This is a genomic window from Pantoea sp. B65, assembly GCF_047308185.1.
In the GTDB taxonomy this organism is placed as follows: Bacteria; Pseudomonadota; Gammaproteobacteria; order Enterobacterales; family Enterobacteriaceae; genus Erwinia.
The window spans coordinates 476,526-500,669 of record NZ_JAHXPU010000015.1 but is presented as its reverse complement, the minus strand read 5'-3'; the positions used below and the strand labels follow the sequence as shown (position 1 = coordinate 500,669).

Here is a 24,144-nt window from a genome sequence, read left to right as displayed (position 1 = left end):
GCGGATAACTGGGATCGACCGCAAAGCTGCTGCTGTAATCATGGCGGTTATCATCTGCCGCTGTGTGCGGTATTCGCGTTACGCCATCTCGCCGCTATCACCGCGTGACAAGCCCTTTTCTGCTGTTTTATGCTGCCCGGCAGTGTACCGGGAGGCATTTATGGATAAGTGGCTGGTGATCCCCGCGCTGCTGGGTGGCGCCCTGCTGGGCAGTTTTCTCTGTCTGGTGATTGAACGTTTTCCTGCCGGCGTCAATGGCCGTTGCTGGCTACAGCGTATCTGCCGGCCCCCTTCCCGCTGCGGCTCCTGTGGCCATCGGCTCCGGCTGGCGGACCTGCTGCCGCTACTCAGCTGGCTGTGGCTGCGTGGCCGCTGCCGCTATTGTCAGCAGCTGATTACCCGCTACCCCTGCTATATCGAGCTGACCAGCGCACTGTTGCTGGCGGTACTGGTGTGGCATTGCTATCAGCGCCCTGCCCTGCTGGCATGGCTTACGCTCTTCAGTGCGGTGGCGCTGGTACTCAGTGAAATCGATCGGCGGCATCTGCTATTACCTGACGCCCTGACGCTACCGCTGGTGTGGTGCGGCCTGCTATTTAATCTGCACCTCTCTCTGCACCAGCTGCAACAGGCGGTTCTGGGGGCGATGTTTGGCTATCTCACGCTGGCTTCGCTCTGGTGGCTCTACTATTTACGCCGGCAGCGCGAGGGGATCGGATGGGGGGATATCAAATATTTCGCCGCGATTGGCGCCTGGACTGGCCTGTCTGCTTTGCCGCTGGTGGCAACGCTGGCAGCAGTGCTGGGGATTGCCAGCTGGCTGGCGGGGCAGGCACGGCGAGAAAAAACCATCCAGCAACCGTTCGGGCCATGCCTGTCGATTGCCGGATGGTGGGTTCTTCTGCTGCAACATGGGGAGACTGACTGGTTTAACTGGCTTCTTTGATCTGTGACTGCAAATAGTTCTGAACACCTATTTTCCCGATAAGATCGAGTTCTGTCTCGAGAAAATCGATGTGATGCTCTTCATCCGCAAGGATTTCGATCATCATATCGCGACTGACATAATCATAAACCTTATCTGCGTAAGCAATTGCCTCGCGCAGATCCTTAGCCCCTTCCAGCTCGAGCGCCAGATCGGATTTCAGTATCTCTTCCACATCCTCACCAATGCGTAACCGGCCAAGATCCTGCAGGTTGGGAATGCCTTCGAGAAACAGGATGCGTTCAATATATTTGTCCGCATGCTTCATTTCATCAATTGACTCGTGGTACTCAACGTCATTCAGGCGCATCAGTCCCCAATTTTTGAACATCCGCGCATGCAGGAAATACTGGTTGATGGCTACCAGTTCATTTCCTAATAATTTGTTGAGATGATTTATGATTTTACTATCGCCCTTCATTTTGCTTCCTCCGCTTCCAGTTAATATCAGCGTAGATGCGGATTGAAGGATGTCAAAATTCCACGACTAAATTCAGGGTTATTATCAGGCGATCTCTTTGTACTGCGGGGAGTGCTGTAGCTCTTCATCCATAATTTCGCGCGCGGCGCGAATGCATTTACCGCACTGCTTACCGACCGGGACTAACTGGCGAAGATGCTGAATAGATTTGGGCTGATAACGACGAACCGCTTCACGGATGGTTTTATCACTGACGGCATTACACAAACAGACGTACATTTAAGCACTCCAGTACAATTTCTGATCAATAGTGTAAATGCGAATCGTTTTTATTTCAATGGTTAGTACAGCAATTCGTTGCGGTCAATCAGCCGTCTGACAGGCAAAAAAAAAGAGCACCGAAGTGCTCTTTCTTATTGCTGTGGCAGGTTACCCAACCACGTTAAAGCATCAGCAATTAAGCGATAACTTTAGCAACAACGCCGGCGCCTACAGTACGGCCGCCTTCACGGATTGCGAAACGCAGACCGTCATCCATCGCGATTGGGTGGATCAGGGTAACAACCATTTTGATGTTGTCACCAGGCATTACCATCTCAACGCCTTCTGGCAGTTCGATGGTACCGGTCACGTCAGTAGTACGGAAGTAGAACTGTGGACGGTAGCCTTTGAAGAACGGAGTATGACGGCCGCCTTCGTCTTTAGACAGGATATAAACTTCAGACTCGAACTGAGTGTGAGGTTTGATAGAACCTGGTTTAGCCAGAACCTGACCACGTTCGATATCTTCACGTTTGATACCACGCAGCAGAACACCAACGTTCTCACCAGCACGGCCTTCGTCCAGCAGTTTGCGGAACATTTCAACGCCGGTACAGGTTGATTTCGCGGTAGGTTTGATACCAACGATTTCAACTTCTTCACCAACTTTAACGATACCGCGCTCTACACGACCGGTAACAACTGTACCACGACCGGAGATGGAGAATACGTCTTCGATAGGCAGCAGGAAAGGCTTATCAATCGCACGTTCTGGTTCAGGGATGTAAGAATCCAGGAAGCCAGCCAGTTCGATGATTTTAGCTTCCCACTCTGCTTCGCCTTCCAGCGCTTTCAGAGCAGAACCGTGAACGATTGGCGTGTCGTCGCCTGGGAAGTCGTACTGTGACAGCAGGTCACGTACTTCCATCTCAACCAGTTCCAGCAGCTCTTCGTCATCAACCATGTCGCATTTGTTCAGGAACACGATGATGTAAGGAACGCCAACCTGGCGACCCAGCAGGATGTGCTCACGGGTCTGAGGCATTGGGCCGTCAGTCGCAGCAACAACCAGGATAGCGCCGTCCATCTGTGCAGCACCAGTGATCATGTTTTTGACGTAGTCGGCGTGTCCCGGGCAGTCAACGTGCGCGTAGTGGCGAGACGGGGTGTCATATTCAACGTGAGAAGTGTTGATGGTGATACCACGAGCCTTTTCTTCCGGCGCGTTATCGATCTGGTCGAATGCACGAGCAGAACCGCCGTAGGTTTTAGCCAGTACGGTGGTGATAGCTGCAGTCAGGGTAGTTTTACCGTGGTCAACGTGGCCGATAGTACCAACGTTAACGTGCGGTTTTTTACGTTCAAATTTTTCTTTAGCCACGGCGATATTCCTTACTTGCTGTGCTCTCCCCTGTGGAAAGGAGAGCACGGGATCAATTGTTTAAACCCGAAACTTATTTACCACGGGCTTCGATAACGGCCTGAGCGACGTTATTCGGCGCATCATCATACTTCAGGAATTCCATGGAGTAAGATGCACGGCCTTTGGTGATAGAACGCAGCTGCGTTGCGTATCCAAACATTTCAGACAACGGAACTTCAGCATGGATCACAACGCCAGTGACGTTGGTTTCCTGACCGCGCAGCGTACCACGACGACGGCTAAGGTCACCGATAACATCACCAGTGTTCTCTTCTGGCGATTCAACTTCAACCTTCATGATTGGCTCAAGAAGCACAGGTTTTGCTTTCTTAAAGCCATCTTTGAAGGCGATAGATGCTGCCAGTTTAAACGCCAGCTCAGAGGAGTCAACGTCATGGTAAGAACCGAAGTGCAGACGCACGCCGAGGTCAACTACCGGATAACCCGCCAGAGGACCAGACTTCAGCTGTTCCTGAATACCTTTATCAACCGCAGGGATGTATTCGCCAGGAATAACACCACCTTTAATGTCGTTGATAAATTCGTAACCTTTCGGGTTTGAACCCGGCTCAAGTGGGTACATGTCGATAATGACATGACCATACTGACCGCGACCACCAGACTGCTTGGCGTGTTTACCTTCGATATCGGTAACTTTCGCACGAATCGCTTCACGGTAAGCAACCTGAGGTTTACCTACGTTCGCTTCAACGTTGAATTCACGCTTCATACGGTCAACGATGATGTCGAGATGCAGCTCACCCATACCAGCGATAATAGTCTGGTTAGATTCTTCGTCAGTCCATACGCGGAAAGACGGGTCTTCTTTCGCCAGACGACCCAGAGCCAGACCCATTTTTTCCTGGTCAGCTTTGGTTTTTGGTTCTACTGCGATGGAGATTACCGGTTCAGGGAATTCCATACGCTCCAGAATGATCACGTGGTCTGGATCACACAGGGTATCACCAGTGGTCACGTCTTTCAGACCGATTGCCGCTGCGATATCGCCTGCACGAACTTCTTTAATCTCTTCACGTTTGTTGGCGTGCATCTGAACGATACGACCAAAACGCTCACGTGCTGCTTTCACGGAGTTCACTACGGTATCACCGGAGTTAACCACGCCTGAGTACACGCGGAAGAACGTCAGGTTACCCACGAATGGGTCGGTAGCAATTTTGAACGCCAGTGCAGAGAAGGGTTCTTCATCAGAAGCGTGACGAACTGCCGGGGTATCTTTACCATCGTCCAGCATACCATTGATCGCCGGAACGTCAGTTGGTGCTGGCAGGTATTCAACAACCGCATCCAGCATCGCCTGAACGCCTTTGTTCTTAAATGCAGAACCACAGGTGACCAGAATGATTTCGTTGTTCAGCACGCGCTGACGCAGTGCGCCTTTGATCTCTTCTTCAGTCAGTTCTTCGCCGCCGAGGTATTTCTCCATCAGCTCTTCAGAAGCTTCCGCTGCAGATTCGATCAGGTTCTGATGCCATTCTTCAGCCAGATCGGCCAAATCAGCTGGGATCTCTTCGTAAACGAAGGTCACGCCGGCATCATCATCGTTCCAGTTGATCGCTTTCATTTTCACCAGGTCAACAATACCGGTGAATTTTTCCTCTGCGCCAATTGCCAGCTGCAATGGAACAGGGTTAGCGCCCAGACGAGATTTAATCTGACCAACAACTTTCAGGAAGTTCGCACCCATACGGTCCATTTTATTAACGAACGCGATACGTGGAACTTTATATTTGTTTGCCTGACGCCATACGGTTTCAGACTGTGGCTGAACGCCACCAACTGCACAGTAAACCATTACTGCGCCGTCGAGAACACGCATGGAACGTTCTACTTCGATGGTGAAGTCAACGTGTCCAGGGGTGTCGATAATGTTGATGCGGTGTGGCTCAAACTGCTTCGCCATACCAGACCAGAATGCTGTGGTCGCTGCGGAGGTGATGGTAATACCACGCTCCTGCTCCTGCGCCATCCAGTCCATGGTGGCCGCGCCATCATGCACTTCACCGATTTTGTGGTTTACACCGGTGTAGAACAGAATACGTTCGGTAGTTGTGGTCTTACCGGCGTCGATATGTGCACTGATACCAATGTTACGATAGCGTGCAATAGGTGTTATACGAGCCATTTGATTCCTCTGATTCTCAGACGTTCATGGTTAGTTAACCCAAGCGGGTTGGCCAGTTCAGGCGCCCGCCTGGTTAGCTTAACTACTACCTGGCGATTACCAGCGGTAGTGCGCGAACGCCTTGTTAGCTTCAGCCATACGGTGAACGTCTTCACGTTTCTTCACTGCAGTACCTTTGTTCTCTGCAGCATCAGAAAGTTCGTTCGCCAGGCGTAAAGCCATAGATTTATCACCGCGTTTACGAGCAGCTTCAACGATCCAACGCATTGCCAGAGCATTACGACGAACCGGACGGACTTCAACTGGTACCTGATAAGTAGAACCACCAACGCGGCGAGACTTAACTTCTACAGTCGGGCGCACGTTGTCGAGAGCGACTTCGAAAGCTTCCAGTTCGTTTTTACCAGAACGCTGAGCCAGGGTCTCCAGCGCGGTATAGACGATTGCTTCTGCAGTAGATTTTTTACCATCTACCATCAGGATATTTACAAATTTAGCCAGCAGCTCTGATCCGAACTTAGGATCCGGCAGAATTTTACGCTGACCAATAACGCGACGACGTGGCATGGAAATACTCCGTTGTTAATTCAGGATTGTCCAAAACTCTACGAGTTTATTTTGACATTTAGTTTAAAACGTTTGGCCTTACTTAACGGAGAACCATTAAGCCTTTGGCTTCTTCACGCCATACTTGGAGCGAGCCTGCTTACGGTCTTTAACACCTGAGCAGTCAAGCGCGCCACGAACGGTGTGGTAACGCACACCTGGCAAGTCTTTAACACGACCGCCACGGATCAGGATCACGGAGTGTTCCTGCAGGTTATGACCTTCACCACCGATGTAGGAGGTAACTTCAAAACCATTGGTTAAGCGAACACGACATACTTTACGCAGTGCGGAGTTCGGTTTTTTAGGAGTAGTAGTATATACGCGAGTACATACACCACGTTTTTGCGGGCAGGCTTCCAGCGCAGGCACGTTGCTCTTTGCAACTTTGCGTACGCGTGGTTTGCGAACCAGCTGGTTAACTGTTGCCATTAAATAGCTCCTGGGGTTTGCTTTTGCTTCGTAAACACGTAATAAATCGCCTCGTAGTATCACGAGGACGCAGAATTTTAGGGCTGAGCTTAAAAGGTGTCAAGAAATAACCAGGATTACCGTACTTACCAGGTTATTTGCTGTGGGTGTTTCACCGCCAGCGCAACGAAATCATTATAGCTTACTGGCGTCACTTTGGCGGAGATTTGCGCAAAAAGGCCGCGTGCGTCAACGTCCTCGCGCAAAACGTAGAGTGTAACGGGCGCCGCTAATAGCGCGGTCAACGGCTGGCTTCCTTCCAGCGCGGCCAAAACCCCATCCTGCAGCAATAACAGCTCATCGCCGGTTTTCAGCATGCGCAGCATCAGCGCGAAGTCGCACTGAAAGGGAGAATTCATCAGCGTATGCAGCATCGCTGTTCCTTAAAAGGTCAAAACGTCACGATCCGATCAAATTGCCCAAGGCGCTCACGCAGTGCGGCGCTGCTTAATACTTCAGCTGGCAGCACGCGCGGGTCCTTAGCGGATAAGCCACGCTCGGCAAGCGAATCGGCGCAAAGATAGCACTGCCCGACATCATACAACGACAATATACCGAAGGTGGCGATATAGTTGCGGGCGAGGATCTTTTCCGGCTGCTGACCCGCAGTTAACTGCAGTACGCCATCGCCGATAAAAAACAGCGCAATATTGTCGCTCAGCGCCGAGGTCGCCAGCACCGCATCCAGCCCCTCGCGTCCGGCGCTGGTGCCATGCGGCGCATGGGAAAAGATAAAGGCGATCGAATTCATCAGAATTGCACCAGCCGTTCACAACTTAACGCCGCTTCCGCCAGCGAACCTAATCCGGTCAGTTGAAAGCCCGGCTGCAGATTGGCGCCGGGCAATGCCAGACTTTGCGCCTGCTGCTGGTCAGTCACCCCACGCCGCAACGCCGCCGCCACACAAATATGCAGCGCCGTACCCTGCTCCGCCTGTAACTGCTGCCAGCCGCGCACCAGATCAAACTCATCACTGGCCGGCGCCGTCAGCTGATTCGCATTCAGCACGCCTTCACGATAGAAGAAGACGCTGCTCAGCGTATGTCCCGCAGCAAGTATGGCTCTGGCAAACAGCCATGCGCTGCTGGCTTGCTGGGTGCCGTAAGCCGGACCGGTGACCAGTAAAGTAAACTGCATTAGCGGTCATGCCCCTGAAAATCGCCGCTTTTGAACTGGCGAATGTAGAGGTAAACCGTGTGCTTAGAGATATTCAGGCGATCAGCCACCTGATTAATCGCATCTTTAATATCGAAAATACCTTTCTCATACAGATTGAGCACAATCTGACGGTTCTTGGCATTGTTCGATACATTACGATCCGCACTCACCTCTTCAATGGTGAACTCCAGTGTTTGCATCACCAGATCATCAACCGAAGAGGCAAAGTTGACCGATGACGCCACCTCTTTGATTTCCGGCGGCATAAACGTCGACATAATCTGCGAGAAGGGCACATCAAGGTTCATATTAATACACAGCAGCCCGATTACCCGCTCATCGCGATTGCGAATCGCAATGGTCACCGATTTCATCAGCACCCCGCTCTTGGCGCGGGTAAAATAGGCTTTGGAGACATTACTGTCAGCGCCGGTCATATCATGCAGCATACGTAAGGCGAGGTCGGTAATCGGCGAGCCGATTTTGCGTCCGGTATGTTCACCATTGGCAATCCGCACCGCTGAGCATTTTAAATCTTCCAGCGAGTGCAGCACGATTTCACAATGCGAGCCGATCAGCATCGCCAGACCATCAACTACTGCTTCATATGACTGCAGAATATCGTGATCGGTCTGCACGAATGGCCGTCGCTCCAGTAAGTCTGATTCGATCATCTCACTGGGACTGAATGGATTAGACATGGAAGAGACACCCTAATATTGGCTGGAGCCTGTCTCAGCGCGGCCTGGGCAGACTCATCATACAGAATTTTGCGCGATCGATAGTTTAGCAAATCCGGGAAAGCTGTGTCCCGACCTTTGTTGCTAATTGCGGAGAATGATGAAAAGTGATGACGCAGAACAGTAATAACAGAACCGCCGCAGTGATTGCGGCGGCTTTTCCCGCTGATTGCGGGGGATGATAAACCTGCGTCAGGTAATTACTGCGCGGGTTTCTCAGTTGCCGGCGCTTCAGCCGGAGCCTGAGCATCAGCTTTTGGCGCTGGTTTGATATCCAGCAGCTCTACGTCAAATACCAGCGTGGAGTTAGCCGGAATACCCGGCACGCCATTTTTGCCGTAAGCCAGTTGCGGTGGGATCACCAGCTTAATTTTGCCGCCTTTCTTCACGTGCTTCAGACCTTCGGTCCAGCCAGGGATCACGCCATCAAGACGGAAAGAGAGCGGTTCGCCACGGGTGTAGGAGTTATCAAACTCAGTTCCGTCGATCAGCGTACCTTTGTAGTTGACGACTACGGTATCGCTATCTTTTGGCGCATCGCCGGCACCCTCTTTCTCAACCTGATACAACAGGCCAGACTCGGTTTTCTTCACGCCTTTCTCTTTGGCGAATTTCGCCGCGTAAGCGTCGCCTTTACCGGCATTCTCTTTCGCGTCTTTTTCCATTTTCGCCTGAGCGGCGCCCTTCACACGGCCTTCAAAAGACTGCAGGGTTTGCTCAATTTCCTGATCGGTGAGTTTGCTTTTACCGGCAAACGCATCCTGAACACCGGCGATCAGCTGATCTTTATCCAGCGCGATGCCCAGCTTCTCTTGTTCCTTCAGAGAGTTTTCCATATAGCGGCCCAGCGATGCGCCCAGCGCATAAGCCGACTGCTGGTCATCATTTTTGAATGCGGCATTCTTAGGAGCCTGAGGCGCGGCCTGTTGAGCAGGTGCAGTTTCTGCAGCCATTGCCAGCGGTGCATTCAGCGCTACGGCCATGGTGGTGGCTAACAATGTAACTTTAAACAGTGATTTCATCCATTTCTCCAAAACCGAAGCCTCTCACCTCGGGAATAATTTTTAACCTTGCGGTCAGTACTATAACTGTGTGCGAAGAAACTACCTACTCCCGCAACAAAATTACTAAGTTAACCTACGACTACTGCAAGCGCGTTAAGTTTCAAACAGTACGTATAGCCAACATAACTCTTTTTCAATCGTTCTGGCGAAATTAGCCGCTTTTACCTGGTGAATACTATGCTTTTACCGGTAGAATCAGAGAATTCGCCGCAATGTGGTTCGCATGCGGTAACAAGAGGAAATAGTATGCAACAATCATTGTTTGAACAGCGACTGGAAATACTGGAAAGCAAGCTGGCTTTTCAGGAGCACACCATTGATGAGCTGAATCAGACGGTGGTGCAGCATGAATTAGAAATGGCGAAAATGCGTGAACAGTTACGTCTGATGCTGGATAAGCTAAAAGCCGCAGCGCCATCAATGATTGCCTCGCAATCGGAAGAGACACCGCCTCCGCACTACTGATTTTCAGCATGGCTGCGTTGCTGTCGCTTGCACATTCTTCGTATGAAAAATCCATAAAAACAAAAAGGCCGCATTAAGCGGCCTTTTTTAATCAGCATCGAATACTTAGTGGTGACAACCACAACCACCGTTACCACCGCAACCACCTTTACCATGGTCGTGATCATGGTCATGGTCATGGTCGTGATCATGGTCATGATGATGGCCATCTTCGCCGTGAACGTGGCCATGGGCCAGCTCTTCAGCGGTCGCTTCACGAATCGCCATAACTTCAACGTTGAAGTTCAGGTTCTGACCCGCCAGCATATGGTTACCATCAACCACAACATGCTCATCTTCAACTTCGGTGATTTCTACCGGTACCGGACCCTGATCGGTTTCTGCCAGGAAACGCATACCAACCTGCAGCTCATCGACGCCCATAAATACGTCTTTCGGTACACGCTGCACCAGATTGTCATCATACTGACCATAGGCATCATTTGACGCGATATGCACATCAAATTTATCGCCAACCACATGATCTTCCAGTGCCTTTTCCAGACCAGAAATCAGGGAACCATGACCGTGCAGATAGTCCAACGGTGCGCTCACCGGAGACTCATCAACCAATACACCGTCTTCTGTACGTACCTGATAGGCCAGGCTAACCACCAGGTCTTTTGCTACTTTCATGATATCTCCTAACCGTTGAGAACTGAGATCCTGCCTCATTGGTCTATTTTTGCGTGCAATAATACCAACCAGAAAGGTTCTTAATTGCGCCGATTGTAACGGAATTCAACCCCGCTGTACGCTTAAGCTTAAAAAAAGCTGGGGTATTACGCTAGTCAGGATGAAAAATACCGATCACTTGCTCGTTAGTGCGAACCTGATCGCGTACCTGCTTATCCGCTTCGCGCATTTGATGGCCGCACTTCACACACTCAACGACATCAACATTGTTTTCGCGCCACAGCGCGAGTGTATCTTTTTGCTGGCAATGCGGACAAACCGCACCGGCGATAAAGCGTTTACGCATTATGTCTACCCATCAACATTTTTTGGCGTCAGCCAACATTATTCAAAGCCGTCCCAGCCGTCATACTGCCGCTTCTCATGCTGCATCTCCATCTGGAAAATATCCTCCAGCTCGCGCCTTGCTTCTTTCACGCGGGAAATTTGCGCGCTGTCGCCATGGTTCGGCATCAGTTCGCGCAGCATGCGCATATCCAGACGGCGAAAGTGTAACTGCGCGCGATGCGCCTGATGCGGATGCATACCGACAGTCATCAACGCTTTACGCCCTAACTCCAGCGCACTGGAGAAGGTTTCACGGGAGAATTGCGTCACCCCCGCCTGCAACAGTTCATGCGCTTCTACGCGCCCACGCGCCCGGGCAAGAATTTGCAGATGCGGGAAATGTTGCTGACACAGATGCACAATCGTCATCGCATCTTCCGGCGCATTGCAGGTAATCACTATCGATTGCGCACTTTCCGCCCCGGCCGCCCGCAACAGCTCCAGTTCCGTGGCATCCCCATAGTATACTTTATAGCCATATTTGCGCATCAGACTTACGGCGCTGATATCACGTTCCAGCACCGTAATCCGCTTTTTATTCGCCATCAGCAGACGAGCAACCACCTGACCAAAGCGGCCGAAACCCACCACAATCACCTGTGGCTTATCATCTTCAACAAAGGGTTTCTCATCGTGGTCATCCACTTCATTAAAGCGGCGCATCAGGATGCGGTCGATCCCCTGCATCAGTAGCGGCGTAGTCATCATCGACAGGGTGACCGTCACCAACAGCAGTGGCAGCTGGTCGCCGCTAAACAGCCCGGCTGACGAAGCCGCCGAAAACAGCACAAAGGCAAACTCCCCACCCTGGCTTAACACGCCGGAAAACTGCAGACGTTCCGAACTGCGCAGGCCGTAAATACGCGATAACAGATACAGTACGGCAATTTTCACCGCCACCAGCCCGATAACGCCAAGCAGGATCTCAATAATATGGGTATAGAGCACCCCGAGATTCAGCGCCATGCCGACTGAAATAAAGAACAGGCCAAGCAGCAATCCTTTAAACGGCTCAATGGCGATCTCCAGCTCATGGCGGTATTCACTCTCCGCCAGCAGGATCCCGGCGATAAAAGTGCCGAGTGCCATAGAGACGCCAAGCAGATCCATAAACAGCGCCGAGCCCAGTACCAGCAGCAACGCGGCGGCGGTAAATACTTCACGTACCCCGGAAGCGGCAATATAACGGAAGATCGGCCGCAGTAAATAGCGACCGCCGATCAGCATGCCGACAAATGCCAGCACCTTCATGGCGACTTTTATCCAGTCGATATGACCACTGTCGCCGCCTGCCAGCAGCGGCACCAGCGCCAGCGCCGGGATCACCGCGATATCCTGAAATAACAGCACCGAAAAGCCGAGCTGCCCGGATTCACTACGGTTCATCCCTTTGTCGCGCATCAGTTGTAACGCCATCGCCGTTGACGACATTGCCAGACCAATACCGCCAATCATCGCCGCCTGCCAGGAAAAATGGGTCAGCCACAACAGACCGCCGAGTACCGCGGCGCTGAAAATCACCTGCGCCGCGCCTACGCCAAAGATCGAGCGGCGCAGTTGCCACAGCTTGGCGGGGTTCAGCTCCAGGCCAATGATAAACATCAGGAACACCACGCCGAGTTCCGAGAAGTGCAGGATCTCATCAACATCGCTGATAAATCCTAATCCCCAGGGGCCAATGGCAATGCCGGCCAGTAAATAGCCCAGTACAGCGCCAATCCCCAGTCGCGCGGCAATCGGCACCGCGACTACGGCGGCAAACAGATAGAGAACGCCGGCAGTCAGAAGGGTTTGTCCTTCCATTTATAAACCTCCGTGCGGCAACGGTGACGCCAGCCAGTCACCATAAGCACGCGCATAATTTTTCATCATATCTGGCGTTTGACGACGCGCCCAATAGATGATCATCGGCGTCATCCAGTGCATACGGCACAGCTGTGCCGTCAGCTCAAAGGGACGCATAATTTCGGACATCGGATAGCGGTTCAGCCCATCCTGATGATAGGCCGCTTCTGGCTCACCGGTGGTAATCACGCTACGCCAGTATTTGCCCTCCAGCACGTTGCCATCAACGCCGCTGGCGAAGCCACGCGATAAAACGCGATCCAGCCACTCTTTTAACAGCGCCGGGCAGCTGTAGGTATACAGCGGATGCTGAAAGACTATCACCTGATGTTCACGCAGCAGTTGTTGTTCGTAATTCACATCAATAAAAAAATCAGGATAGTGTGCATAGAGATCGTGCACGGTGACATTGGCTAACTGCCTGGCCGGCTGCAACAAAACACGATTGGCAATCGAATCTTGTGATTCCGGGTGGGCATAAAGCAGCAAAACTTTAACTGGCTGCGACATCTATTCCCCTCCAGTCGTCGTCATGGTGCGCGTTTTCCGCTACCATGCACGTCGCAACGGAATTGGTCATTCCGAAATTATGATTATACCCGTGATACTTCGGGCTGCAGGTACGCTGGCTTCAGCCGCTCTCATAGTTATCTGCAACCCGCGGCATTTAGGGTTTAGATGCAATAATTTAACATATTCTGACGATACGGCGCTTATGATTGTATTCTCCTCGTTACAAATTCGCCGCGGCATCCGCGTGCTGCTGGACAATGCTACTGCCACCATCAATCCGGGCCAAAAAGTCGGGCTGGTGGGTAAAAACGGCTGCGGAAAATCTACCCTGCTGTCGCTGCTGAAGAACGAGATTAGCGCCGATGCAGGTAACGCCAGCTTTCCAACTAACTGGGCGCTGGCCTGGGTAAACCAGGAAACACCGGCACTGAACGTGCCGGCAATTGAGTATGTTATCGATGGCGATCGTGAATATCGTCAGCTGGAATCTGAATTACAACAGGCTAACGACATCAATGATGGCCATGCTATCGCTACCCTGCATGGCAAACTTGATGCGATTCAGGCCTGGACTATTCAGTCGCGCGCTTCCAGCCTGCTGCATGGTTTAGGCTTCAGTCAGGAGCAGCTACAGCGCCCGGTCAGCGACTTTTCCGGTGGCTGGCGGATGCGTCTGAACCTGGCGCAAGCCCTACTGTGTCGTTCCGACCTGCTGCTGCTCGATGAACCAACCAACCACCTCGATCTCGACGCGGTGATCTGGCTGGAGCGCTGGCTGAAAAGCTATCCCGGCACACTGATTCTGATTTCGCACGACCGTGATTTCCTCGACCCGGTGGTGGATAAAATTCTGCATATCGAACAGCAAACTCTGTTTGAATACACCGGCAACTACAGTTCGTTTGAACGTCAGCGCGCCACCAAGCTGGCGCAACAGCAGTCACTGTTTGAGCATCAGCAAGAAAAAGTGGCGCACTTGCAGAGCTATATCGACCGTTTCCGCGCCCAGGCCACTAAAGCCAAACAGGCGCAGAGCCGTATCAAGATGCTCGAACGCATGGAGCTAATCGCCCCGGCCCACGTCGATAACCCCTTTACTTTCAGCTTCCGCGCCCCGGAGAGCCTGCCTAATCCGCTGTTAAAGATGGAAAAGGTGAGCGCCGGTTATGGCGAACGGGTCATCCTGAACTCCATCAAGCTCAATCTGGTGCCCGGTTCGCGCATCGGTTTACTGGGGCGCAACGGCGCGGGTAAATCGACGCTAATCAAAATGCTGGCCGGTGAACTGGCGCCACTGCAGGGTGATATCGGGCTGGCTAAAGGTATTAAGCTTGGTTACTTCGCTCAGCATCAACTGGAATTCTTACGCGCAGATGAATCTCCGTTACAGCATCTGGCGCGTCTGGCGCCGAAAGTGCTGGAACAACAGCTGCGTGACTATCTCGGTGGCTTTGGCTTTCAGGGCGATCAGGTGACGGAAATCACCGAACGCTTCTCCGGCGGCGAAAAAGCGCGGCTGGTACTGGCGCTGATTGTCTGGCAGCGCCCTAACCTGCTGCTGCTTGATGAACCAACCAACCATCTCGATCTCGATATGCGTCAGGCGCTGACCGAAGCGCTGATCGACTTCGAAGGCGCGCTGGTAGTCGTCTCGCACGATCGTCATTTACTGCGTTCGACGACTGACGATCTGTATCTGGTGCATGACGGTAAGGTGGAAACCTTCGAAGGCGACCTGGAAGATTATCAGCAGTGGCTGAGCGACCTGCAAAAACAGCAGGCGCAGCAGGATGCGGCGCCGAAACTGGATAACACCAATAGCGCCCAGGCGCGTAAAGATCAGAAGCGGCGCGAAGCGGAATTGCGTAGCCAAACGCAGCCGCTGCGCAAGCAGATTACTCAACTGGAAAAGCAGATGGAGAAGCTGAACGCCCGGCTGGCTGCCGCCGAACAGCAACTGGCTGACGCCGCCATTTACGAACAAAGCCGCAAAGCGGATTTAACCGCCGCGCTGCAAAGTCAGGCAGAGAGCAAATCAGCGCTGGAAGAGTGTGAAATGGCGTGGCTGGATGCCCAGCAACAGCTGGAAAATATGCTGGCATCATAGTCGTAGGGGCGCGATTTATTCCGCCCACCGTCTTATGCAGTATGGGAGCCATCACTGGCTCCCATACTGATGATTTTCACTCGCCCTTCGGTACGAAATGCCGCAGCTACGCAGTCGCAGCCCGGTACGGACATTTTAATAAGGTTTATCGCCGACAATCGTCGCCCGATGCATAACCCGCCTTTGCGGCAAATAATCCGCGTTGGCGTAATGCTGTGTCACCCGATTATCCCAAATCGCCACATCATCCTTTTGCCAGCGCCAGCGCACCTGAAACTCCGGTTTGGTAATATGCGCGAACAGAAAATTTAGCAACGCATTGCTCTCTTTCCGGGTTAAATCAACGATACGGGTGGTGAACCCCTCATTGACAAACAGGGCCTTTCTGCCACTTACCGGATGGGTACGCACCAGCGGATGCAGTACCGGCGGGTTGCTGGCCACCGCTTTTTTCCAGCGCGCATGCTCCTCTTCGCTACCCTGATATTTATACTCCGGGAACGCTTTGGTGAAGTCATGTTCCGCCTGCAAACCCGTCAGCAGCGTCTTCAGCGGAGCGGAAAGGGCCTCATACGCCGCAATACCGCTGGCCCAGAGAGTATCCCCGCCGGTTTCTGGCAGCTGTTTCGCCGCCAGAATCGCGCCGGCTGGCGGCGTGGCGATAAAAGTGACGTCAGTATGCCAGTTATCGTTATCTGGCGGATTATCGTTATGGGTATCCAGTACGATAATCTCCTCCACACCTGCTGCCTGAGGATAGACCGGATGAATATGCAGGTCGCCAAAACGCATCGCCAGCGCCCGCTGTTGTTGCGGTGTTAACGGCTGATCGCGGAAAAACAGCACCTGGTGACGGATCAGTGCATGATAAAGCTGCTCGAACTGACCGTCACCCAGCGGACGGCTCAGATGCAGATTACTGACCAGCGCCCCGATATAAGGGCCCAGTGCGGTGATAGTCAGACGTTCGTTCATTGCGTAACTCCATGCCAGGGCGTCAGGCGGCGCTGTAGCGCACGCAGACCCAATTCTAAAGTAAAGGCGATCACGGCAATCACCGCGATACCTGCCAGCACCACATCAGTGGCGAGAAATTCGCCGGCGGATTGCACCATAAAACCCAGCCCGCGCGTGGCCGCAATCAGTTCCGCCGCCACCAGCGTCGACCAGCCGACGCCCAGCCCGATACGTAACCCGGTAAGAATTTCCGGCAGCGCCCCCGGCAATACCACATACCACAACACCTGCCAGCGGCTGGCCCCCAGCGAACGCGCCGCGCGCAGTCGCACCTGTTGAGCGCTTTTGACCCCGGCCAGCGCCGACAGCGCTACCGGAGCAAAGATCGCCAGATAAATCAGTAAAATTTTCGAGGTTTCGCCAATCCCAAACCAGATCACCATCAGCGGCAGATAGGCCAGCGGCGGCACCGGACGATAGAGTTCAATTAGCGGGTCGAGAATGCCGCGCACCGTGGCATTGAGCCCCATGGCAATCCCAATCGGAATACCGAACAGCGCAGCGGCAAACAGTGCAATCAGAATACGCGTCAGACTGGCGCCAAGATGCTGCCACAGCGTGGCATCCATAAAGCCCTGCGCGCTGGCCACCACCAATAATTGATGCAGCACCTGCTGCGGCGCCGGCAGGAACAGCGGGCTAATCAGCTTCAGGGCGGTAACGCCCCACCAGATGGCTAACAGCACCAGTAAGGTGGCGATACTGAGGGTCAGCTGACGCGACAAAGGCCAGCGCCAGCGCGACGCGCGTGCCGCAGGCTGATCATTAATCAATGCGCTCATATAAACACCTCGCGCTGCCGGAACACCCGGCTCAACACATATTCCCGCCGCTCGATAAAACGCGGGTCGGATTTAATCGCCCGGCAGGATTCGCCAGCAGCGTAGCGACGACCAAAATCCAGCGACAGCCGTTCGATAATGCGCCCCGGCCCTGGCGACAACAGCACCAGTTCGCTGGCCAGAAACACCGCCTCTTCAATATCATGAGTGATCAGCAGTACCTGTTTGCCGCTATCGCGCCACAGCGTCAGCAGTAACTCCTGCATCTGTTCGCGGGTAAAAGCATCAAGGGCGCCAAAAGGTTCATCGAGCAATAGCAACTGCGGATCGGCAGCCAGCGCGCGGGCAATGCCGACCCGTTGCCGCATACCGCCGGAAAGCTGCCAGATAAAGCGCTTTTCCGCCCCCTCCAGCCCGACTTTCTTTAGCATCCGTTGCGCAATGGCGCGTCGCTCGACTTTACCTGTACCCGCCAGTTGCAGAGCAAAAGCCACGTTATCCAGCACGTTGCGCCATGGCAGTAATCCTTCGTGCTGGAATACCACGCCCCGTTCAGCGCCGGGACCGCTGATGGCTTTGCCATCCAGTATGATGCTGCCGGACTCTGCCGGTAAAAAACCGGCGATCAGATTCAGCAACGTGGTTTTGCCACAGCCTGATGGCCCCAGCACCACCAGCAGCTCGCCGGAATCAATCGACAGATTGATATCCTGTAGCGCCAGCAGGCCGTCGTAGCGGGCATGCAAATGAGAGACGGATAGCACGAGCGCGCCTTACTGTTCAGCCAGAGGTTTAACAAAACGATCGGTGACGTAATCACGATAATCACTGGCGACCTGCGGCACCTTACCCTGCTGTTTCAGAAACTGCGCGGTGTCGAGAATCGCTTTATCGACCGGTTGCGCCAGCTGGGTAACCTGCTGGGCAGCGGTCAGATAGGTATTGCCTTTCACTAAATCCGGCACTTGCTCATTAGGTACCCCGCTCAGGCGCGACAACTTGCTGAGGTTATCCTGCTGCTGCAGCCACTGTTCCGGGTTATCCAGATAGGCCTTCTGCGCCGCCAGCGCACTACGGGCAAAAGCGGCCACCACTTCCGGGTGTTGTTGGGCAAAGTCTTTGCGCACCACCCAGACATCCAGCGTCGGCGCGCCCCACTGTCCCACCTGCGCCGAGTCGGTCAGCACATGGCCCTGTTTCTCCAGTTCATTCACCGCTGGCGCCCAGACATAGGCGCCGTCGATGTCGCCACGCTGCCAGGCGGCGGCAATCGCTGGCGGTTGCAGGTTGATGATCTGCAGCTGATCCGGTTTGATCCCCCAGTGCTTCAGGGCCGCCAGCAGGCTGTAGTGGGTGGTGGAGATAAAGGGCACCGCAATGCGCTTGCCGATCAGATCCTGCGGTTTGGTAATGGTTTTTTTCACCACCAGCGCTTCGGAATTACCCAGCTGAGAGGCCAGCAGGAACACCTCAATCGGCACCTGCTGACTGGCGGCAACCGCCAGCGGGCTGGAGCCGATATTGCCAATCTGCACATCGCCGGAGGCCAGCGCACGCACCACGCCGGAACCGCTGTCGAATTTACGCCAGTCAACCTTTGCCCCACTCTCTTTGGCAAAGGTATTGTCGGCCTGCGCGACTTTGGCCGGTTCAGCCGAGGTCTGATAAGCGACTGTGACATCGACGGCCTGCGCATTCAGCGCTGCCAGAGACAATGCTGCCGCAACTAAAGATAAACGCCATTTTCCCGCCATGTTTCACTCCGCTGATTGTGGTTAACTGCTCACTGACAGCCAGTTTTAACCGACAGAGCCAAAGGCTAAAAGTAATTAAAAATTATTTTTAATCACAAAATCACCTAAGAAATAATTCGGCTTTCTACATGCGAAAAGTGAAAAACAACAATGGTGAAAAAACTCGCCAAAGCGCCGGCGTGATCGGACTGCCGCGGGGATAAAAAAACCACCGCGAAACGGTGGCTGATAAAGGACGTGGCGGAGTGCCGGAGGAACCTGGTACGCCTGACTCAGTGCCAGATCAATAGCACGCAGGCGGCAGTGAGCATCCCCATCGAGATATTAAATATCGCCCAGGCGCGACGGCTGCGTAAGATGCGGCCAATCAGCGTGCCGAAACCCAGCCAGATCGCCCCGGAAATAATATTCACCGTCACAATGCCAATACTGATGGCCATTACCGAACTGCGATAGGCATCACCGGCGAGACTAAAGCTGGCCACTGCGCCCAGTGCCATCAGCCAGGCTTTCGGATTGATCAACTGCAGTAAGCCCCCCTGCCAGAATGGCATCGGCGCCAGCGGCACATCCCCGGTTTCCAGCTTTTCGTAACTCGCCGAACCAATTTTCCACGCCAGCCATAACAGGTAGAGGCTACCGGCGATTTTCAGGATAAGATGCAGCGCAGGATAGAGCAGCAACAAGCCGCCGACGCCAAACGCCACCAGCAACAGCATCACCTGCATACCGATCATAATGCCAATCATCAGAGGCAGGGAGCGCAGAAAACCGAAATTGGCGCCGGAAGCGGTGAGTAACATATTATTAGGGCCTGGGGTAATCGCGGCGACCCATAAAAATCCCAACATTGACAAAAAAAGACTCAGTTCCATGAAACGGGTGCTCCTCACCCCCCAAACAATTGCAAACGCATCGAAGCTAACAGTGTGATATGGATCGTACAAGCCCCCTGAAGATAAATATTGATCACCACGGTGATGATGCGTTTGTCCCGCTATCCGGCATGGCCAATCCGCATCTGCAGACGCTGCTACCGCGCCTGATTCGGCGACGGATTACCCTGCAACCCCACTGGCAACGGCTGGAATTGCCCGATGGCGATTTTGTCGATTTAGCCTGGAGTGAAGATCCGGCCGCAGCGCGTGATAAACCACGCGTCGTATTATTCCACGGCCTCGAAGGCAGTTTTCACAGCCCCTATGCCCACGGTTTGTTGCAGGCATGGAAAGCGCGCGGCTGGCTCGGGGTAGTGATGCATTTTCGCGGCTGTAGCGGAGAACCTAACCGCATGCCGCGCATTTACCATTCTGGCGAAACCAGCGACGCCAGCTACTTTCTGCAGTGGCTGCGCGATAACTGGGGCAAAGTGCCGACCGCCGCCGTCGGAGTATCGCTCGGCGGTAATATGCTGGCCTGCCTGATGGCGCAACAGGGCGATGCGTGCCTGCTGGATGCCGGCGTGGTGGTCTCGGCGCCGCTGATGCTGGAACCCTGCAGCGCCAGGCTGGAGCAGGGGCTCTCCCGGCTGTATCAGCGCTATTTACTTAATCTACTGAAACAGAATGCCGAACGTAAATTACTGCGCTGGCCCGGTACATTACCGGTGGATCTGGCACAGCTGCGGGCGTTAAAAAAACTACGGGATTTCGATGACGTGATTACCGCCCGCGCCCACGGTTTTCTCGACGCCAGCGACTATTATCAACGCTGTAGCGCATTGCCACGACTAACCGGCGTGCGCAAACCGCTGCTGATTATTCATGCCAAAGACGACCCGTTTATGACCGGCGAAGTGATCCCCGATCTCACCACGCTACCTGCTAATATTGAGTATCAACTGACGGAAAATGGCGGCCATGTCGGCTTTGTCGCAGGCACCCTGCGCAAACCAACAATGTGGCTGGAACAGCGTATTCCGCACTGGCTCTCTCACTATCTGGATAACTAAGCTGTGATTATTCCCTGGCAAGACCTGACGCCTGAGGCGCTGGACAATCTGATTGAATCCTTTGTATTACGCGAAGGCACCGATTACGGCGAACAGGAGCGCTCGCTGGCAGGCAAAGTGGAAGATGTGCGCCGCCAGCTGAAAAGCGGTGAAGCGGTGCTGGTATGGTCCGAGCTACATGAGACGGTGAATATCATGCCGCGCGGAAGGTTACGCGATGAATAGCGTCGTTAAAAGGCTGACGACAGACCATCCCGGTTAACTGCGGCTGTCCGCTGTGTGAGTTCCGGAATATCAGCTTACCAATACCGTCCCCAGCGGCCGCACCCACCCGTGCCGGCAAATGGGGGTCGTGCTGTTCACCAGCGGTGACGATGGCATATTCATTGCTAACCTCCTGAATGATTTTTTTCAGTCTCGCCAATTATGCGCTGAGATTGAAGCAACAAAATTGTGGCAGAGCGTTGCTTTTTTGGCACCGGCAAGCGGTACAGATGACTTTACGGTACAAATCGTGCTAACAATGCACATCGCCCGCAATCTTCCCAGGGAGCTTATTATGTCAGCCAGGCATCCGATTATTGCCGTTACGGGTTCGAGTGGTGCGGGCACCACCACGACCAGCCTCGCCTTTCGTAAAATTTTCCAGCAGTTAAACCTGCACGCCGCTGAGCTTGAAGGCGATAGCTTTCACCGTTTTACCCGGCCAGAAATGGATATGGCGATTCGTAAAGCGCGTGATTTAGGGCGTCATATCAGCTATTTCGGTCCGGAAGCCAATGATTTCGGCCTGCTGGAACAGACTTTTACCGAGTATGGGCGTAACGGCAGCGGGAAATCACGTAAATACCTGCATACCTATGATGAAGCGGTACCCTGGAATCAGGTGCCGGGCACCTTTACGCCATGGCAGCCGCTGCCGGAACCGACTGATATCCTGTTTTATGAAGGGCTGCACGGCGGTGTGGTCACTCAGCAGAATAATGTCGCCGGGCAGGTTGATCTGCTGGTGGGCGTGGTACCGATTGTCAACCTTGAGTGGATTCAGAAGCTGGTGCGCGATACCAGTGAACGCGGCCATTCACGCGAAGCGGTGATGGACTCGGTCGTGCGCTCAATGGAAGACTATATCAACTACATTACCCCGCAGTTCTCACGCACCCATATAAACTTCCAGCGCGTGCCGACGGTGGATACCTCCAACCCGTTTGCCGCACGTGATATTCCGTCGCTGGATGAAAGCTTTGTGGTGATTCACTTCCGCGGGCTGGAAGATATCGACTTCCCTTATCTGCTGGCGATGTTGCAGGGCTCGTTTATCTCGCATATTAATACTCTGGTGGTACCGGGCGGCAAAATGGGGCTGGCGATGGAACTGATTATGGCGCCGCTGGTAAAACGCCTGATGGAAGGGAAAAAGATCGAATAACGCAGCCGGTGAACTCCTGATTAGCGGGGTTCACTTAATTATTTTAAATTAAATAAACCCCTAATATTTTCAGACGATGGCTTTATTATTTTGTGAAGTCACAGGTATTTTTTGCAATATCCTCTTCCAGCCACCAAAAGCAACCTTTACTATCTATCAACAACGGAATCAATTTATAACAGGATGTTATTTATGGATAACCCAGTTCGGCTTCCCACCCGTCTGTTTGCCACGCAAAAAAAGATGGATGGCTATTATGCAGCCGATATGCGCTATGGCGATCTGTCGCAGCACTGTCTGCAACAGCACTTCGGATTAAGGGATATTTCGACCCGCATTAATCCTTTTACTTATAAAGATCGCGATCATAGTGCGCGCGTTCTATTTGATGAATTTCGCCAGTTATCCGATACATTCTCTTTTATCGGTGAGTATCAACTGATTATCCGTAAAATGATTAATCATATGCAATATTGTTATGGGGAAAAGTTTACCGACCCGTTACTGGATCAGGCACTGGCCGGGCATAGTTCGATGGAGAGTTCTTTAGGAAAGATAAGAGAGGCTTTCACCAGTAATACTGACTGGCAGCAGGGATATTTTCCCCGAACAGGATTTGAGGATTTAACACTCAGGATTAGCGACTCAGCTTTACCAAAATTTAATAACTGGATGGATCGTATTAACGGCCTTACCATCAGCGTACATGATACCAGTGCCACACATATTACTCTGGAATCACTGAAAATTAACGCTAATGACTATAAAGCAACGGTTTATTACCGCATCCAGGATCATTTTGGTCTTGATGACAATGACATTACCCATCTGTTATACCGTCAGTTCCGTATTTTCCGCATCTGGTTTGTTCTGCAACGCTGGGAAGGTTATGGTTTTCGCCCGTTTATCAGTGAAATGAGCGCCAGCAAAATGCTGGAGGGTAGCCGTTTTGATAAAATATAAAGGGTTATCTGCAATATTAATAATTATTAGCATTGTGGTTATCTGGCGCTTACTACAGCCAACAGAAATTATCTCCATCCATGCCAATGAAAGAAGATCGAATTTTAATGCCATTATCAGACGCCCTCCTCTCACTGATAAAGGGATGATGCAATGGTGGCAGAATAACAAGGTAACATTAAAAGAAAAATATCATGTTCCACTGGATGAAAGAGATTATGCCATTAACTTTTGGGTTGCTGATTACCAAACGGATTCGGGGGGTGACCTGCTCTGTTTTGAGGATATGCCAACCAGCGCCAACTGTATTGACAAAGAGAATAATCCATTAACCGTATGGTATCGCCATGATGTGCATCATATGGTGTTTTTTCTTAATAACGGCAAAACAAAATACTATAAAAATACGCAGACAGGCCAGATACGGCAGGTGAATTAACCGTAACGCAGAGAAAAGATAAGGAGCATGGATGAGCAGCGAAATATATCTGAAAATCGATGGTATTCAGGGTGAGTCGCAGGATGCTAATCATAAAGGCTGGATTAATGTCAGTTCATTTTACTGGGGAGCCTTGCAGCCAACCACCAGCCACCAGGGTGGCAGCAGCGGGCGGGTGGAATACGAGGATATGCAGGTGCATACGCTGGTGGATAAAGCCACACCGGCGATTATGCGCTATCTGTCGAACGGCAAGCCGATAAATAAAGTGGAGCTCGCCGCCTGTCACGCTTCGGATGGACAAGCTGAATATCTGCGCATCACGCTGGAAGAAGTACTTATTACCGCCGCCAGTTATCAGGGCGCCAGCCAAATCGGTAAAATTGCCATAAATTACAAATTTCAGGCAGCAAAAGTCAGACAGCAATACTGGGAGACCCAGGCCGGAGGCGGAAAAGGTGCGGAAACCGCCTCGGGCTGGGATCTTAAACAGCATCGTGAAACCTGAGTCGTTAACTGCAGGGTCGCGCCGAGGCCCTGCT

General features: G+C 52.7%; 29 protein-coding genes. 9 read left to right on the top strand and 20 right to left on the bottom strand.

The genetic code is table 11. The annotated features are described in order from the left end of the window. The first annotated feature begins 160 nt into the window (after positions 1 to 160). Complete coding sequence (locus JWF83_RS05150) at positions 161 to 946, top strand: prepilin peptidase (RefSeq protein ID WP_413649129.1); 786 nt, start codon at positions 161 to 163, stop codon at positions 944 to 946. Here the strand turns inward: JWF83_RS05150 and bfr are convergent. The 11 genes from bfr to fkpA all read right to left on the bottom strand — a co-directional run bounded on the left by bfr (position 930) and on the right by fkpA (position 9,233). Further along, the gene (bfr, locus tag JWF83_RS05145) at positions 930 to 1,406 is read right to left on the bottom strand and encodes a bacterioferritin (RefSeq protein WP_413649128.1); all 477 of its coding nucleotides are present in this window, start codon (positions 1,404 to 1,406) and stop codon (positions 930 to 932) included. The two genes, JWF83_RS05150 and bfr, sit on opposite strands and share 17 nt — an antisense overlap. 84 nt (positions 1,407 to 1,490) lie before the next feature. After that, on the bottom strand, positions 1,491 to 1,685 hold the full coding sequence (gene bfd / locus JWF83_RS05140) for a bacterioferritin-associated ferredoxin (protein WP_413649127.1): 195 nt from the start codon (positions 1,683 to 1,685) through the stop codon (positions 1,491 to 1,493). Positions 1,686 to 1,863: 178 nt separating this feature from the next. Continuing rightward, entirely contained in the window at positions 1,864 to 3,048 is a 1,185-nt protein-coding gene (tuf, locus tag JWF83_RS05135) for an elongation factor Tu (RefSeq protein ID WP_413649126.1), read from the bottom strand. Positions 3,049 to 3,121: 73 nt separating this feature from the next. Beyond that, positions 3,122 to 5,236: an elongation factor G gene (fusA, locus tag JWF83_RS05130; protein ID WP_413649125.1), complete on the bottom strand. Its 2,115-nt coding sequence runs from the start codon at positions 5,234 to 5,236 to the stop codon at positions 3,122 to 3,124. A 96-nt stretch (positions 5,237 to 5,332) separates the two neighbouring features. Then, complete coding sequence (gene rpsG / locus JWF83_RS05125; protein WP_017803037.1) at positions 5,333 to 5,803, bottom strand: 30S ribosomal protein S7; 471 nt, start codon at positions 5,801 to 5,803, stop codon at positions 5,333 to 5,335. 96 nt (positions 5,804 to 5,899) lie between these two features. Continuing rightward, the gene (gene rpsL, locus JWF83_RS05120) at positions 5,900 to 6,274 is read right to left on the bottom strand and encodes a 30S ribosomal protein S12 (protein ID WP_003852912.1); all 375 of its coding nucleotides are present in this window, start codon (positions 6,272 to 6,274) and stop codon (positions 5,900 to 5,902) included. Between the two features lie 125 nt (positions 6,275 to 6,399). Further along, positions 6,400 to 6,687: a sulfurtransferase complex subunit TusB gene (gene tusB / locus JWF83_RS05115; RefSeq protein ID WP_413649124.1), complete on the bottom strand. Its 288-nt coding sequence runs from the start codon at positions 6,685 to 6,687 to the stop codon at positions 6,400 to 6,402. A gap of 17 nt (positions 6,688 to 6,704) precedes the next feature. Next, complete coding sequence (gene tusC / locus JWF83_RS05110; RefSeq protein WP_413649123.1) at positions 6,705 to 7,064, bottom strand: sulfurtransferase complex subunit TusC; 360 nt, start codon at positions 7,062 to 7,064, stop codon at positions 6,705 to 6,707. Next, on the bottom strand, positions 7,064 to 7,450 hold the full coding sequence (tusD, locus tag JWF83_RS05105; RefSeq protein ID WP_413649122.1) for a sulfurtransferase complex subunit TusD: 387 nt from the start codon (positions 7,448 to 7,450) through the stop codon (positions 7,064 to 7,066). Before tusD ends, tusC begins: the two co-directional genes overlap by 1 nt. After that, positions 7,450 to 8,172, bottom strand: a complete 723-nt coding sequence (locus JWF83_RS05100; protein ID WP_413649121.1) for a transcriptional regulator — start codon at positions 8,170 to 8,172, stop codon at positions 7,450 to 7,452. The genes tusD and JWF83_RS05100 overlap by 1 nt, the downstream gene beginning before the upstream one ends. Before the next feature lie 239 nt (positions 8,173 to 8,411). After that, complete coding sequence (gene fkpA, locus JWF83_RS05095; protein ID WP_413649120.1) at positions 8,412 to 9,233, bottom strand: FKBP-type peptidyl-prolyl cis-trans isomerase; 822 nt, start codon at positions 9,231 to 9,233, stop codon at positions 8,412 to 8,414. Positions 9,234 to 9,521: 288 nt separating this feature from the next. Here fkpA and JWF83_RS05090 point away from each other — a divergent pair, with 288 nt between their 5' ends. Next, on the top strand, positions 9,522 to 9,740 hold the full coding sequence (locus JWF83_RS05090) for a protein SlyX (RefSeq protein ID WP_413649119.1): 219 nt from the start codon (positions 9,522 to 9,524) through the stop codon (positions 9,738 to 9,740). Positions 9,741 to 9,845: 105 nt separating this feature from the next. Here JWF83_RS05090 and slyD read toward each other — a convergent pair whose 3' ends face one another. The 4 genes from slyD to kefG form a co-directional block, all read right to left on the bottom strand. Further along, positions 9,846 to 10,415, bottom strand: coding sequence for a peptidylprolyl isomerase (slyD, locus tag JWF83_RS05085; protein WP_413649118.1), 570 nt, complete (start codon positions 10,413 to 10,415; stop codon positions 9,846 to 9,848). 151 nt (positions 10,416 to 10,566) lie between these two features. Further along, positions 10,567 to 10,761 (bottom strand): YheV family putative zinc ribbon protein, encoded by a 195-nt coding sequence (locus tag JWF83_RS05080; RefSeq protein ID WP_413649117.1) that lies wholly within the window; start codon positions 10,759 to 10,761, stop codon positions 10,567 to 10,569. A gap of 38 nt (positions 10,762 to 10,799) precedes the next feature. Next, positions 10,800 to 12,605 (bottom strand): glutathione-regulated potassium-efflux system protein KefB, encoded by a 1,806-nt coding sequence (gene kefB / locus JWF83_RS05075; protein ID WP_413649116.1) that lies wholly within the window; start codon positions 12,603 to 12,605, stop codon positions 10,800 to 10,802. Then, the gene (kefG, locus tag JWF83_RS05070) at positions 12,606 to 13,157 is read right to left on the bottom strand and encodes a glutathione-regulated potassium-efflux system ancillary protein KefG (RefSeq protein WP_413649115.1); all 552 of its coding nucleotides are present in this window, start codon (positions 13,155 to 13,157) and stop codon (positions 12,606 to 12,608) included. 205 nt (positions 13,158 to 13,362) lie between these two features. On the opposite strand from kefG, the gene JWF83_RS05065 reads away from it, so the two are divergent. Then, the gene (locus JWF83_RS05065) at positions 13,363 to 15,267 is read left to right on the top strand and encodes an ABC transporter ATP-binding protein (protein ID WP_413649114.1); all 1,905 of its coding nucleotides are present in this window, start codon (positions 13,363 to 13,365) and stop codon (positions 15,265 to 15,267) included. A 135-nt stretch (positions 15,268 to 15,402) separates the two neighbouring features. On the opposite strand, the gene tauD is transcribed toward JWF83_RS05065, so the two are convergent. The 5 genes from tauD to JWF83_RS05040 all read right to left on the bottom strand — a co-directional run bounded on the left by tauD (position 15,403) and on the right by JWF83_RS05040 (position 19,695). Further along, positions 15,403 to 16,242, bottom strand: a complete 840-nt coding sequence (gene tauD, locus JWF83_RS05060; protein ID WP_413649113.1) for a taurine dioxygenase — start codon at positions 16,240 to 16,242, stop codon at positions 15,403 to 15,405. After that, entirely contained in the window at positions 16,239 to 17,066 is an 828-nt protein-coding gene (gene tauC / locus JWF83_RS05055) for a taurine ABC transporter permease TauC (RefSeq protein WP_413649112.1), read from the bottom strand. Before tauC ends, tauD begins: the two co-directional genes overlap by 4 nt. Continuing rightward, complete coding sequence (gene tauB / locus JWF83_RS05050; RefSeq protein ID WP_413649111.1) at positions 17,063 to 17,830, bottom strand: taurine ABC transporter ATP-binding subunit; 768 nt, start codon at positions 17,828 to 17,830, stop codon at positions 17,063 to 17,065. Before tauB ends, tauC begins: the two co-directional genes overlap by 4 nt. A gap of 9 nt (positions 17,831 to 17,839) precedes the next feature. Beyond that, complete coding sequence (tauA, locus tag JWF83_RS05045; protein ID WP_413649110.1) at positions 17,840 to 18,820, bottom strand: taurine ABC transporter substrate-binding protein; 981 nt, start codon at positions 18,818 to 18,820, stop codon at positions 17,840 to 17,842. A 272-nt stretch (positions 18,821 to 19,092) separates the two neighbouring features. Continuing rightward, positions 19,093 to 19,695, bottom strand: a complete 603-nt coding sequence (locus JWF83_RS05040; RefSeq protein WP_413649109.1) for a LysE family translocator — start codon at positions 19,693 to 19,695, stop codon at positions 19,093 to 19,095. 59 nt (positions 19,696 to 19,754) lie between these two features. On the opposite strand from JWF83_RS05040, the gene JWF83_RS05035 reads away from it, so the two are divergent. From JWF83_RS05035 to JWF83_RS05010, 6 genes are all read left to right on the top strand, one after another. Continuing rightward, a complete protein-coding gene (locus JWF83_RS05035; RefSeq protein WP_413649108.1) occupies positions 19,755 to 20,771 on the top strand; it encodes a hydrolase in 1,017 nt (338 codons plus the stop codon). A gap of 3 nt (positions 20,772 to 20,774) precedes the next feature. Further along, entirely contained in the window at positions 20,775 to 20,996 is a 222-nt protein-coding gene (locus JWF83_RS05030; protein ID WP_413649107.1) for a YheU family protein, read from the top strand. Positions 20,997 to 21,330: 334 nt separating this feature from the next. Beyond that, entirely contained in the window at positions 21,331 to 22,200 is an 870-nt protein-coding gene (locus JWF83_RS05025) for a phosphoribulokinase (protein WP_413649106.1), read from the top strand. A 192-nt stretch (positions 22,201 to 22,392) separates the two neighbouring features. After that, positions 22,393 to 23,163 carry a DUF3289 family protein gene (locus tag JWF83_RS05020; RefSeq protein WP_413649105.1) on the top strand — a complete coding sequence of 257 codons (771 nt, stop codon included), beginning with the start codon at positions 22,393 to 22,395 and terminating at the stop codon, positions 23,161 to 23,163. Further along, positions 23,150 to 23,602 carry a DUF943 family protein gene (locus tag JWF83_RS05015; protein WP_413649104.1) on the top strand — a complete coding sequence of 151 codons (453 nt, stop codon included), beginning with the start codon at positions 23,150 to 23,152 and terminating at the stop codon, positions 23,600 to 23,602. The genes JWF83_RS05020 and JWF83_RS05015 overlap by 14 nt, the downstream gene beginning before the upstream one ends. A 31-nt stretch (positions 23,603 to 23,633) precedes the next feature. Next, positions 23,634 to 24,110 carry an Hcp family type VI secretion system effector gene (locus JWF83_RS05010; protein ID WP_413649103.1) on the top strand — a complete coding sequence of 159 codons (477 nt, stop codon included), beginning with the start codon at positions 23,634 to 23,636 and terminating at the stop codon, positions 24,108 to 24,110. The last annotated feature ends 34 nt before the right edge of the window (positions 24,111 to 24,144 follow it).